Annotated in this window: 9 protein-coding genes; 6 read left to right on the plus strand and 3 right to left on the minus strand. The window is 53.6% G+C overall.

Annotated elements, in window-relative coordinates; translation table 11 throughout:
• Positions 1–11: 11 nt before the first annotated feature.
• The 3 genes from UNDYM_RS06200 to UNDYM_RS06210 form a co-directional block, all read right to left on the minus strand.
• Positions 12–1,619 carry a DUF3369 domain-containing protein gene (locus tag UNDYM_RS06200; RefSeq protein WP_162040270.1) on the minus strand — a complete coding sequence of 536 codons (1,608 nt, stop codon included), beginning with the start codon at positions 1,617–1,619 and terminating at the stop codon, positions 12–14.
• Between the two features lie 165 nt (positions 1,620–1,784).
• A complete protein-coding gene (locus tag UNDYM_RS06205) occupies positions 1,785–2,429 on the minus strand; it encodes a TetR/AcrR family transcriptional regulator (RefSeq protein ID WP_162040271.1) in 645 nt (214 codons plus the stop codon).
• Positions 2,422–3,864 carry a PLP-dependent aminotransferase family protein gene (locus tag UNDYM_RS06210; RefSeq protein WP_162040272.1) on the minus strand — a complete coding sequence of 481 codons (1,443 nt, stop codon included), beginning with the start codon at positions 3,862–3,864 and terminating at the stop codon, positions 2,422–2,424. The genes UNDYM_RS06205 and UNDYM_RS06210 overlap by 8 nt, the downstream gene beginning before the upstream one ends.
• Positions 3,865–4,049: 185 nt before the next feature.
• Here UNDYM_RS06210 and UNDYM_RS06215 point away from each other — a divergent pair, with 185 nt between their 5' ends.
• From UNDYM_RS06215 to hydA, 6 genes are all read left to right on the plus strand, one after another.
• Positions 4,050–5,360 (plus strand): aspartate aminotransferase family protein, encoded by a 1,311-nt coding sequence (locus UNDYM_RS06215; protein WP_232063760.1) that lies wholly within the window; start codon positions 4,050–4,052, stop codon positions 5,358–5,360.
• 13 nt (positions 5,361–5,373) lie between these two features.
• Entirely contained in the window at positions 5,374–6,873 is a 1,500-nt protein-coding gene (locus UNDYM_RS06220) for a CoA-acylating methylmalonate-semialdehyde dehydrogenase (protein ID WP_162040273.1), read from the plus strand.
• Positions 6,874–6,934: 61 nt separating this feature from the next.
• Complete coding sequence (locus UNDYM_RS06225) at positions 6,935–8,293, plus strand: NAD(P)-dependent oxidoreductase (protein WP_162040274.1); 1,359 nt, start codon at positions 6,935–6,937, stop codon at positions 8,291–8,293.
• 1 nt (position 8,294) lies between these two features.
• Complete coding sequence (gene preA, locus UNDYM_RS06230) at positions 8,295–9,569, plus strand: NAD-dependent dihydropyrimidine dehydrogenase subunit PreA (protein ID WP_162040275.1); 1,275 nt, start codon at positions 8,295–8,297, stop codon at positions 9,567–9,569.
• A gap of 329 nt (positions 9,570–9,898) precedes the next feature.
• Positions 9,899–11,347 carry an NCS1 family nucleobase:cation symporter-1 gene (locus tag UNDYM_RS06235; protein WP_162040276.1) on the plus strand — a complete coding sequence of 483 codons (1,449 nt, stop codon included), beginning with the start codon at positions 9,899–9,901 and terminating at the stop codon, positions 11,345–11,347.
• A gap of 186 nt (positions 11,348–11,533) precedes the next feature.
• Complete coding sequence (hydA, locus tag UNDYM_RS06240) at positions 11,534–12,946, plus strand: dihydropyrimidinase (protein ID WP_162040277.1); 1,413 nt, start codon at positions 11,534–11,536, stop codon at positions 12,944–12,946.
• Positions 12,947–12,951 lie beyond the last annotated feature (5 nt).

The following is a 12,951-nucleotide window of genomic DNA, read 5'->3' on the forward strand; positions in this document are numbered from 1 at the left end:
GGCGGGTTTGATTATTCTCCGCTGGCGACCCAGTCCGGTTGCTCGGTCTGTACATAATGGATCAGGGCATCGACGACCAGCGGGTCAAACTGCGTGCCGCTCCGAGATTTGATATAGGCAATGGTGTCTTCGAGTGACCACGGTTCCTTGTAGGGGCGGCGATGCAGCAGAGCATCAAACACATCGACTACGGCAACTATGCGTGCCGACAAGGGGATTTCTTCCCCCTTGAGTTTGCGCGGATAACCCTGACCATCAAAATGCTCATGATGGCTGCCCGCAATCTGCGAGCCATAAGTCAGGTAACTGACGCCATCAACCATGGTGGCAGCGCGCGCCAATACGGTTTCACCTGCCAGTGCATGGTATTCCATGATTACACGTTCATGCTTGTCGTGCCCACCCGCTTTGAGCAGGACGGCATCTGGCGTCGCCACCTTGCCCACATCATGCAAGATGCTGGCGATGCCCACCATTTCCATGAATTGCGGCGTCAGGTCAGTGGCAAAATCATTGCGCCGCTTGAGTTCACTGGCGATGGCATTGGTCAGCCTGCATACCCGCTGTACATGGCCGCCGGTATCGGTGTCACGAGATTCTGCGAGGTCAGTCAGGGCAACCACCGAGGCTTCCTGGGCTTTTTGCAATTGCTCATTGAGGTAGCGGTTGTCAAAGGCCGCAGCGATGCGGTCGCAGAATAATTCCAGCAAATCGCGCTGCATCTGCCCCAGCGGCCAGGGCGGTGTCACCAATATGGCAAATTCATGGCCTTGCCGGGTGTGGATGAACAAGACATCGGCAGGGTGCTGGAACTGGCTTTTCTTTTCGTTGAAGGCTTTTTCTACGATGGCTGTCCATTCGCAATCCTGCGGCAGTTTGTCCAGCCCTGAGAAATCACTATAAGTACCAGTCGCCGCAATGATGCTGGCTTGCAGGCCACTGCCAGGATTACCAAGCGGGTTGCGTGAAAGGCACAAGACCCCGTCAGCACCGACATCCAGTATCGCACCTATCTGGTTCAGCACGCCACTGGCAAATTCTTTCAGGGACTTTAATTCATACAGGTTGGCAGACGCCTGCAATATGCGCGTCAAACCTATGCGGCTGCGCTCTATTGACAGCAAGCCTTCATAGGCGCGCAAGGACGCGATGACAGTCGTGAACAGGCGCTGGGTAGTCAGCTCGGTCTTGGTTTTATAGTCATTGATATCGTAATCGACGATGACACTTTTCTCGGGAGCCTGGCCGGGCTGGCCGGTGCGCAGAACGATGCGCACCAGTTGATTCTTGAGTTCTTCGCGTATGCGTTTGACGAGGCGCAAACCGGCGTCATCGGTTTCCATGACGACATCGAGCAAGATCAGGTTGATGTCGTTTTCTCTGCTCAGAATATCAAAGGCTTCGTATGCACTGTGGGCTGACAATATGTCCAGCGGACGCCCTTTGAAAACGATATTGGAGAGGGCCAGGCGGGTAACGGCGTGTATGTCTTCTTCATCATCAACGATAAGCAGACGCCAGGGGCGTGATTCAAATGAAGAGTCCAGTTGTTCCTGTGACTTGTCATTGCTGTCGTCTTCGATGATCCAGTCTTCGTCTGATCCCTGTTCGTGATTCATGCACTCCCCCGATCATTTGCACTGCAACATGACTTTTGGAAAATCAATCGAAATGGCTTGTATCTCAGAATTTATTATGCCAGCAATTTCCCTTCAATGCCTTCAGGCATTATTTTATTTCCGTGGTATTTGACAGACATTTACATTACCTCAAACCCAAGGCAACTAGCCGGGGGCTGCGGCCTGCAGGTGCAGCCTATGCAAGACCATATCCACTATCAATGTCTCGGCTTCTTCAAAGTCATTGTTGTTTAATGGACTATGACCTAGCACCAGGCTCATTTGTGCTGCAAAATCAGCATACGACTGCGTCATCGCCCAGATGGAAAACAACAGATGCGTGGTATTGACGGCAGCGATTTTGCCAGCCGCCATCCAGGCTTCAAAAACGGCTATATCTTTTTGCAAGAGCGGCAGGATTTTATTGCGCATGGTCTCGGCATACACAGGTGCACCGCTGATGACTTCCATCGCATACACGCGTGACGCCTGCGGTTGTTCGCGCGAGAAGCGCAGCTTGGCGCGTATGTAGTTTCCCAGTAATGTCGCCGGGTCTTGTTCAGGGTCGGCCAGTATGTTCATGCGCTCCAGCCATTGATCCAGCACCTGATCCAGCACCTTTTCATACAGGATTTGTTTGGTAGGAAAGTAGTACAGCAAATTCTGTTTCGACAGGCCAGCCCGTTCGGCTATTGATGCCAGCGCCGTGCCTGCATAACCAGCCTCGGCAAACACCTCGACCGCCGCCTGCATGATACGGGCTTGCAGCGCATCGCGTGAGCGCGTGAGTTTATCCGGCGCTCTATCCATGGCGCTGCTTCATCAAAAAGGCTTTCAATGCCTCATTGCCGCTGTAAGCGATATTGAAACGGAACCATGGGTGCTCGCTGCTGCGCAGGCTGAAGAATTCATCAGGTGCCAGCAAGATGCCTTCCTGCAAAGCCTGCCGTGAAATCTCGCTGGCACTGGCCTTGCTATCTTTCCAGCCTGCACTGATAAACATGCCGCCGCGTGGCTCAGCCAGTGGTGTCAGACCTGCGGCCAATAACAAATCCATGCTGGCATTGCGTGAAGTTTCCAATTGACGTTTAAGCTTTTCCAGCATGCGCCGGTACAAGCGCGAGCTGATTGCATGCAGCACCGCACGTTCATTGATCTCAGATGTCGTCAAACCAGCCAGCATCTTCACCCTCAATAGTTCACCGATCAGCGAATGCGATGCACATACTGAGCCTACACGCAAGGTAGGGGACAGCGTCTTGGAAAAACTGCCCACCCGTATCACACGACGCAAACCATCCATCGCTGCCAGTGAAGGTTCGGGGCGCGGGCACAGTTCGCGGTAAATATCATCTTCAACCAGCCAGAAATCAAACTGTTCAGCCAGCGCCAGCAGGCGGTGTGCCTGTGCCTGGGAGAGACTGGTGCCCAGGGGGTTTTGCAAGACCGTATTCACAAACATCAGCTTAGGTTGATGCAGCAGGGCCTTTTCCATCAGGCTGTCGAGGTTCAGTCCTTTTTCATCGCGGGCGATGCCTATAGGTATGCAGCCGTGATGACGTATCAGGGATAGCAAATTGCTATAACCGGGGTCTTCGACCAGTACAGTGTCACCGGGTTTGCACAGGGTGCGCAAGATAAGGTCAAAACCATGGGTAGCACCATGGGTCAGTAATATCTGCTCAGAATCAACACTGAACAGTTCCTGCGACAGGCTGCTGGCCAGGTGCTGGCGCAGGCTGGGGAAGCCCAGCGGGTTGCCATAGCCGCGCAGGCGCTGGGTAGGGATGCGCATGGATTGCTTCAGGGCATCCAGCAAAATATCATCGCCATACCATTCTGGCGGCAACCAGCCAGAACCCACGGGCAGGGCGCTCGATACGCCAGAGTACAAATCCGGGCTAAGCGCATCCAGCGCGCTGGGGACGACGGCTTGCGCCATAGGTTGCGGTGTACTGGCGGGTTTGGTAACAAAATAACCAGAACCGCGGCGCGAACTCAGCAAGCCCAGGGTGATCAGCCGCTCGTAAGATTCCACAACTGTAAAGGTACTGACCGCATTACATTTGGCGAATTGCCGCACGGACGGCATCTTGCTGCCCTGCGCCAGGTCGTTCTGACGCACCAGACGGCTTACCTCCTGCACGATCTGCTCTACCAGACTGGCCTGGCGGCTACGCTCCAGCGCCAGTTGCGGCCAGATCGGGCTTTGCTCTACTACCTGCTGTTCTTTTACGGCGTCCATGCTTGCTCCTCGCTAGACATAACATAAGCTAAATTGTGCAGATGCACATAACTGTTATGTCTCGGCTACCAATACGGTTGGATGAAATTAAACTGGCTGTATATGTCATTACTGCATATGCTTATTTAGCATTTCAGCATATTTTTACCACTTGGTAAATTGTTTTCAGTGTCGAGGAGAAACCCATGCTCAGCAAACAACAACTCAATTCCTACTGGATGCCTTTCACGGCCAACCGTGACTATAAAGAGGCCCCGCGCCTGGTGGCTTCTGCCTCTGGCATGTACTACCGTGACCAGAATGGCCGCGAAATACTCGACGGTACGGCAGGCCTGTGGTGCGTGCCGCTAGGACATTCCCACCCAACTGTGGTGAAAGCGGTACAGGATGCGGTAGCGACCCTGGATTACGCACCCGCCTTCCAGATCGGCCACCCGCAAGCTTTCGAGCTGGCAGAACAGTTGATAGACTATAGTGGCCACAAGTTTGGCCAGGTGTTTTACACCAATTCCGGTTCTGAGGCCGTCGACACTGCCATGAAAATGGTACTGGCCTACCACCGCAGCCGTGGCGAAGCCCAGCGCACCCGTTTCATCAGCCGCGAACGTGCATACCACGGCGTAGGCTTTGGCGGCATGTCACTCGGCGGCCTGCCAGCCAACCGCAAACAATTCGGCACCTTGCTGGCTGGTGTTGATTACCTGCCGCACACGCACAACCTGGAAAAAAATGCCTTCACCCGTGGCTTGCCGGAATATGGCACACATCTGGCAGATGAACTCGAACGCCTGATTGCCCTGCATGATATCTCCACCATCGCTGCCGTCATCGTTGAACCGCTGGCTGGTTCTGCCGGCGTCATCCTGCCATCAAAAGGCTATTTGAAACGCCTGCGTGAATTGTGCGACAAGCATGGCATCCTGCTGATATTTGATGAAGTCATCACCGGCTTTGGCCGCATGGGCACACCGTTTGCATCTGACTTCTTTGGTGTCACGCCCGACCTGATGACCACAGCAAAAGGCCTGACTAATGGTGTGGTACCCATGGGCGCTGTATTCAGTCACCAAAAGATTTACGATTCACTGATGGCTGGCCCGGCAGGCATAGAACTGTTCCACGGTTACACCTATTCCGGACACCCACTCGCCGTTGCTGCCAGCCTGGCTTCCCTTAAAGTATTCAAGGAAGAAAAAGTGCTGGAACATGCACAAAGCATGACTGCCTATTGGGAAGATGGCCTGCATTCCCTGAAAGGCTTGCCGCACGTCATAGACTTGCGCAATGTCGGCCTGATTGGTGCGATAGAGCTGGAATCCATGCCAGGCAAAGTCGGCGCACGCGCCATGGCAGCCTACAAGAAAGCCTTTGCCGAAGGTGTATTGGTACGCACGACAGGCGACATCATCGCCATGTCACCTCCATTGATACTTGAGAAAAAACACGTAGACCAGCTGTTCGGCAAACTGCACGACATTTTGAAACACCTCGATTAATCCGGCGGGCATCATGACCACATATCAAGTCAATCATTACATCAACGGCGAACTGCATCAAAGCCTGCAGCCACGCTTTGCCGATATCTATAATCCTGCTCTTGGTTCTGTACAGGGCCAGGTAGCGCTGGGTAGCGAGCAGGACGTCAACCTGGCAGTTGCCGCTGCTGCAAAAGCTTTTCCTGCATGGTCTAACACACCAGCCCTGTCACGCGCCCGCGTACTCATGGCTTACCTGAACCTGCTGCAACAGCACACTGATGAATTTGCCAATCTGCTGACCAAGGAGCATGGCAAGACCCTGGCCGATGCCAAGGGTGAAGTCGCACGCGGCATAGAAGTGGTGGAGTTTGCGATAGGCATACCACAGTTGTTGAAGGGTGAATATTCCGAACAGATCGCCCGTGGCATAGACGCTTGCAGCATGCGCCAGCCGCTGGGTGTAGTCGCAGGCATTACGCCATTCAACTTCCCCGTCATGGTGCCGATGTGGATGTTCCCTATCGCTATCGCTTGCGGCAATACCTTTGTGTTGAAACCGTCTGAACGTGATCCATCTGCATCCTTGCTGCATGCAAAACTGCTCAAGCAGGCGGGTTTGCCTGACGGTGTTTTCAATGTTGTGCAAGGTGACAAGACTGTTGTTGATGCACTGCTTGATCATCCAGAAGTGCAAGCCATCAGCTTCGTCGGTTCGACACCAATTGCGCAGGCAATCTACGCACGCGGCTGTGCCAATGGCAAACGCGTGCAGGCACTGGGCGGCGCAAAAAATCACATGGTCGTTATGCCGGATGCTGATCTGGACATGGCAGTCGATGCCTTAATGGGGGCAGCCTATGGTTCTGCCGGTGAGCGCTGCATGGCGATCTCGGTTGCCGTTGCCGTTGGTTCTGCTGCAGATGCCCTGGTCGATGCCATGGCTGCACGTGTTAAATCCCTTAAGATCAATAACGGCCTGGTGCCGGATGCTGAAATGGGTCCGGTCATTACTCATGCCGCCAAAGAACGCATAGAAAGCCTTATCGGCGACGGTGTGGCAGAGGGCGCGAAACTTGTTGTCGATGGTCGCAACTTCAAAGTGCCGGGACATGAACAAGGTTTCTTCTGTGGCGGCAGCTTGTTCGATCATGTGACGCCAGAAATGACGGTCTATAAGCAGGAAATTTTTGGCCCGGTTCTATGCGTAGTGCGTGTACCAGACATGGAAGCAGCAGCAGACCTCATCAACAAACATGAATACGGCAATGGCGTCGCCGTATTCACGCGCGATGGTGGCACTGCACGTGAATTCGTGCGCATGATACAGGTAGGCATGGTCGGTGTGAATGTACCCTTGCCTGTGCCTATGGCCTTCCATAGTTTTGGTGGCTGGAAGCGCAGCCTGTTTGGCGATCATCACATCTACGGCCCTGAAGGCGTGCGCTTTTATACGCGTGTGAAAGCAGTCATGCAGCGCTGGCCAGACAGCATTTCCAAGGGGGCAGAGTTTTCATTCCCTCAAAATAAATAATCGCTGTCACGAAACTTGCTTTTAGAAAAAAGTTAGCAAACCGAGATTGATTGGAGCCACCATGTTGGAAGCCCTTAAGCATTTACCCCAGGCAGAGGAAAGTCAGGAAACGCTGCGTTCGCATTTCACTGATTTGAATCCCGCACTGAACAAGCGCCAGGCAGCGATAGAAAGTGACCGCTGCCTCTATTGTTACGACGCTCCCTGCACACGCATCTGCCCGTCAGAAATTGATGTGCCCAGCTTTATCCAGAATATTGCTGTTGGAAATATCAATGGTGCAGCCAAAGTCATTCTCGATCAAAACATACTCGGTGCAAGTTGCTCACGCGTTTGCCCCACCGAGATTTTGTGCGAGCATGCCTGCGTGCGCAATCATGATGCAGAAGGTGCACCAGTCAAGATCGGTCTGCTGCAACGCTTTGCACTCGACAATGCAAAATTCGAACAGCATCCTTTCCAGCGCGCCGCCAGCACTGGTAAAAAGATCGCCATCGTTGGTGGTGGTCCTGCAGGTTTATCCTGTGCGCACAGACTGGCGACACTGGGTCATGATGTCGTGATTTTTGAAGCAAAACAAAAATCCGGCGGCCTCAATGAATACGGTATCGCCAAATACAAACTGACAGAAGACAGCGCCCAGCGTGAAGTTGAATTCCTGTTGCAAATTGGCGGCATCACCGTCAAGCATGAACAGGTACTGGGCAAGAACTTGCAACTGGCAGATTTACGTCGTGATTATGATGCCGTTTTCCTTGGCCTCGGTCTTGGTGCCAGCCGCCGGTTGGGCCTGACAGGTGAAGATGCCCCCGGTCTGATGGCAGCTGTCGATTACATCGCTGAGCTGCGCCAGGCAGAAGATCTGACTAAATTGCCGGTACCCAAACAATGCGTGGTCATTGGTGCCGGTAATACCGCCATCGATATGGCAGTGCAAATCGCCCGCCTTGGTGCAGAACAAGTCACGCTCGTGTACCGGCGTGGTGCAGAACACATGTCTGCTACTCACCATGAACAGGATATCGCCAAAGCCAACCAGGTACGCATTGTCACCTGGGCGCAACCACAAGAAGTCTTGCGCGACGCAGAAGGCAAGGTCAGCGGCATGCGCTTTGCCCGTACCAAAGAAGTGGACGGCAAATTGCAAACCAGCGGTGCCACTATCGACATCCCCGCACAGGCCGTCTTCAAGGCTATCGGTCAATGCATGGACAACAGCAGCCTGTCAGATGTACTGGCAAAAGACCTGCAAAAGCAGAATGACAAAATCCATGTGGATGCCCAATACCGCACCAGCGTATCCGGCATTTATGCCGGTGGTGATTGTATCGCTGACGGGCAGGACCTGACCGTACAGGCAGTCCAACATGGCAAGCTGGCAGCGCTGGCGATTGATAATGATTTGAAAGCGAAGGTGTAATATGGCTGACCTCTCGATTAACTTTGCCGGTATCAAGGCCCCTAATCCTTTCTGGCTGGCTTCTGCACCACCGACCGACAAGGCCTATAACGTCATCCGCGCTTTTGAAGCAGGCTGGGGTGGCGTGGTCTGGAAAACACTGGGTGAAGACCCACCACCGGTCAATGTCTCTTCGCGTTACTCTGCCCACTTTGGCAAGAACCGTGAAGTGCTGGGTTTCAATAACATAGAACTGATCACCGACCGCAGCCTCGAAATCAACCTGCGTGAAATCACGCAAGTCAAAAAAGACTGGCCAGACCGTGCCATGATCGTGTCGCTGATGTACCCCTGCGAAGAAGAAAGCTGGGCACGCATCCTGCCATTGGTAGAAGCGACAGGCGCAGATGGCATAGAACTCAACTTCGGCTGCCCGCACGGCATGCCAGAACGCGGCATGGGCGCAGCCGTAGGGCAGGTGCCAGAATATGTGGAAATGATCACGCGCTGGTGCAAGAAATATTGCTCACTGCCCGTCATCGTCAAGCTCACACCCAACATCACCGATGTGCGCGTGCCAGCCCGTGCTGCCTTCAATGGTGGTGCAGATGCGGTGTCGCTGATCAACACCATCAACTCCATCACATCTATCGATCTGGACCAGATGATCGCCCGCCCGATAGTAGGCACGCAAAGCACGCATGGCGGATACTGTGGCAGCGCAGTCAAGCCTATTGCCTTGAACATGGTGGCCGAAATCGCCCGTGACCCGGCCACCAAAGGCCTGCCTATCTCGGGTATAGGCGGCATAGGTAACTGGCGCGATGCAGCAGAGTTCCTGGCGCTGGGTGCAGGCTCAGTCCAGGTCTGTACTGCCGCCATGTTGCACGGTTTCCGCATCGTCAAGGAAATGACAGACGGCCTGTCGCGCTGGATGGATGAAAAAGGCTATGAGCGCATCAGTGACTTTGCCGGTAAAGCCGTCGCCAATACGACAGACTGGAAATACCTGGACATGAACTATGCCGTCATTGCCGAGATAGACCAGGACAAATGCATACAATGCGGCCGCTGCTACATTGCCTGCGAAGACACCTCGCACCAGTCGATTGCGCAGTTGATTGCAGACAACGGCACCCGCAAGTACGAAGTCATCAAGGAAGAATGCGTAGGCTGCAACCTCTGCCAGATCACCTGCCCGGTAGAACAGTGCATCACCATGGTGCCCCAGGCAACTGGCAAGCCATATATGAACTGGACGCAAGACCCACGTAACCCGCGTGCTGTGTTGAAATAGGTTTAAAACCACTCACCACAGAGGCACAGAGACACAGAGAAAGCACTGAGAAATGCAAGAGAATTCAAGACAGCATTGGGCGCTTGGCTCTTATTGAATTTCTAAGTGTTGTTAGATGTTGATGTTGGAACGAAGTTTGCTATAAATCTGCTATAAAGTAGATATATAAAGATCATTCAGTATCTGAGTATTGATACACAGAGAGGTGCAAGAGAATTACATGGTTTTCCTCATGTTCTTCTCTGTGAACCCTCTGTGTCTCTGTGCCTCTGTGTTGAGAGGTCTTGAATGTATCGCTAATTCACTTGCTGACACCTAATGGAGAGTATATGCAGACACAAAGCGGGCAACTTTGGAATGAGGATTTAGCACCTACTTCAGAAGCACAGCGCACCTGGCGCTGGTATCACTTTGCTGCGCTCTGGGTCGGCATGGTCATGTGTATCCCGGCCTATACTCTTGCAGCCAGCCTTATCGAAGGTGGCATGTCGGCTTACCAGGCGGTCATGACTGTGTTCCTGGCCAATGCCATCGTACTCGTCCCCATGTTGCTGATAGGCCATGCCGGTGCCAAATATGGTATTCCTTATGCCGTGCTGGCGCGCACGTCCTTTGGTGTGCACGGCGCACGTTTGCCTGCGCTCATGCGTGCCATTGTCGCCTGCGGTTGGTATGGCATACAAACCTGGTTTGGCGGACAAATGATTTATACCCTGGGTGGCGTCATGTTAGGCCATCCTCTCGGTGGCGACAATATTGCTGGTCTGGGCATTAACGCCGCACAACTGGTCTGCTTCCTGATTTTCTGGGCCATACAGTTCTGGTATATCTTCCACGGTATGGACTCCATACGCAAGCTGGAAACCTATACCGCACCTTTGAAGATCATCATCTGCTTCGTTTTGCTGGGCTGGGTGTATAACAAGGCCGGCAGCTTTGGTCCCATCCTTGATCAACCTTCCCAATTCGTTGAAGGCGGTAAAAAAGCCGGACAATTCTGGTCAGCCTTCTGGCCTTCATTGACTGCCATGGTCGGCTTCTGGGCTACTCTGGCGTTGAACATCCCTGACTTCACCCGTTTTTCCAAATCACAGAAAGACCAGATACTCGGCCAGACCATAGGTTTGCCTGCTCCCATGGGTTTGCTGGCGCTGCTGGCAGTGATCGTCACATCTGCCACGGTAGTGCTGTATGGCAAAGCCCTGTGGGACCCGGTAGACCTCGCCAGCCGCATGACTGGCATTGCCGTCCTGATCGCCTTGCTTATCTTGCTGATAGACACGGTATCCGTCAACCTGGCCGCCAACCTTGTTGGCCCGGCCTATGATTTTTCGGCCCTGAATCCCAAGCTGATCTCGTATAAAACCGGTGGCTACATCACCGCATCCATCGCCCTGATCATGATGCCTTGGAAGATACTGGAATCTACCCAGGGTTATATCTTCACCTGGCTGATAGGCTATTCCGCCTTGCTTGGCCCCATTGCCGGTATCCTGATCATTGATTATTACTTCATCCGCAAGACAGAGATTGATGTCGCTGCCCTGTACCAGGATGAAGGCAAGTACAGCTATAAAAATGGCTGGAACATGGCCGCCGTGATCGCTTTCGTGATCGGCGTCTTGCCGAATATCCCGGGTTTCTTGAACGCGGCTTTTCCTGCCAGCTTCCCGGCTATTCCAGAAGTATTGAAGACCATCTACACCTACGCCTGGTTCGTCGGCCTTGCCTTGTCCGGTGTGGTGTATATGGGTTTGATGAGTGGTAAGAAGGTTTGAATGTGCAAAATAGCGGAGCGGGTTGCAAGAACGTAGGTTGGGCTACGCTTCACCAGCCCAACACCGGGCCTTAAATAAGGTATACGTTTTTGAAAGCCGAGTGTTGGGCTCGATGAATCCCAGCCCAACCTACGAGATGCAACCTCCGCAATTTCGCACACCCAATGAATTAATGAAGGAACTGTCATGACCATACTGATACGCGGCGGCACTGTCGTCAACGCAGACCGCGAATTTAAAGCCGATGTCCTCTGCGACAATGGCAAAATCATCGCCGTAGGCGACAAGCTCGATGCACCTGCGGGTGCCGAAATCATCGACACCGGCGGCCTCTACGTCATGCCCGGCGGCATAGACCCGCACACCCACATGCAATTGCCCTTCATGGGCACGGTCACGCAAGATGACTTCTTTACCGGCACGGCTGCTGGCCTGGCGGGTGGCACGACCAGCATCATCGACTTCGTCATCCCCAACCCGCATCAGGGCCTGATGGAGGCTTTTAACATCTGGCGCAGCTGGGCAGAAAAATCTGCCGGGGATTATTCCTTCCATGTCGCCGTCACATGGTGGGATGACACCGTTCACGCCGATATGGGCAAGCTCGTCAATGAACATGGCGTCAACAGCTTCAAACACTTCATGGCCTACAAGAACGCCATCATGGCCGATGATGAAATCCTGGTAAAAAGCTTTTCCCGCGCACTGGAGCTTGGCGCCATACCTACCGTGCATGCAGAAAATGGCGAGCTCGTTTATGTCCTGCAGCAAGAACTCATGAAGAAGGGCATGACAGGCCCACAGTCCCACCCCCTGTCACGCCCACCCATGGTAGAAGGCGAAGCCGCACAGCGCGCCATTGCCATTGCCAATGTGCTTAACACGCCGCTGTATATCGTCCACGTATCCTGCCAGGAGTCACTCGACGCCATTGCCCGCGCCCGTGCCCACGGCCAGCGCGTATTTGGTGAAGTGCTGGCAGGCCACCTCGTTGTTGATGACAGCGTCTACAAGAACCCGGATTTTGTACAGTCTGCAGGCCACGTCATGAGCCCACCTTTCCGTAGCAGCCATCATCAGGAGGCTTTGTGGCAAGGCCTGCAAGGCGGCAACCTGCATACCACGGCTACTGACCACTGCACCTTCTGTGCCGCCCAAAAAGCCGCAGGCAAGGATGACTTCACCAAAATACCCAATGGCTGCGGCGGCGTAGAAGAACGCATGATGATCTTGTGGGATGCAGGCGTCAACACTGGCCGCCTGACACCATCAGAATTCGTCAAGGTCACCTCCGCCAACTGTGCGCAGATTTTCAATATCTACCCACGCAAGGGCGTGATTGCAGAAGGTGCAGATGCCGACATCGTCCTGTGGGATGTCAATGGCACCAAGACACTGTCAGCCAAGACACAATTCTCCAAAGGCGACTTCAATGTCTTTGAAGGCCGCACCGTCAAGGGCATACCAACGCACACCATCAGCGGTGGCAAGCTGGTGTTCAAGGAAGGTCAATTAATGGCAGAGATGGGAGCAGGGCGTTATATCAAACGCCCATCCTTTTCGCCCATGTTTCAAGCGCTGAACAAAATGCGCGCGTAAAAAAT

Origin of the sequence: Undibacterium sp. YM2, from assembly GCF_009937975.1 — a bacterium.
In the GTDB taxonomy this organism is placed as follows: Bacteria; Pseudomonadota; Gammaproteobacteria; order Burkholderiales; family Burkholderiaceae_D; genus Undibacterium.

What these genes read in the sequence shown, in the direction of transcription:
- UNDYM_RS06235 (WP_162040276.1), top strand. Translation starts at nt 9,899, where the DNA reads ATGCAGACACAAAGCGGGCAACTTTGGAATGAGGATTTAGCACCTACT.
- UNDYM_RS06210 (WP_162040272.1), bottom strand. Translation starts at nt 3,864, where the DNA reads ATGGACGCCGTAAAAGAACAGCAGGTAGTAGAGCAAAGCCCGATCTGG.
- preA (WP_162040275.1), top strand. Translation starts at nt 8,295, where the DNA reads ATGGCTGACCTCTCGATTAACTTTGCCGGTATCAAGGCCCCTAATCCT.
- UNDYM_RS06220 (WP_162040273.1), top strand. Translation starts at nt 5,374, where the DNA reads ATGACCACATATCAAGTCAATCATTACATCAACGGCGAACTGCATCAA.
- UNDYM_RS06215 (WP_232063760.1), top strand. Translation starts at nt 4,050, where the DNA reads ATGCTCAGCAAACAACAACTCAATTCCTACTGGATGCCTTTCACGGCC.
- hydA (WP_162040277.1), top strand. Translation starts at nt 11,534, where the DNA reads ATGACCATACTGATACGCGGCGGCACTGTCGTCAACGCAGACCGCGAA.
- UNDYM_RS06200 (WP_162040270.1), bottom strand. Translation starts at nt 1,619, where the DNA reads ATGAATCACGAACAGGGATCAGACGAAGACTGGATCATCGAAGACGAC.
- UNDYM_RS06205 (WP_162040271.1), bottom strand. Translation starts at nt 2,429, where the DNA reads ATGGATAGAGCGCCGGATAAACTCACGCGCTCACGCGATGCGCTGCAA.
- UNDYM_RS06225 (WP_162040274.1), top strand. Translation starts at nt 6,935, where the DNA reads ATGTTGGAAGCCCTTAAGCATTTACCCCAGGCAGAGGAAAGTCAGGAA.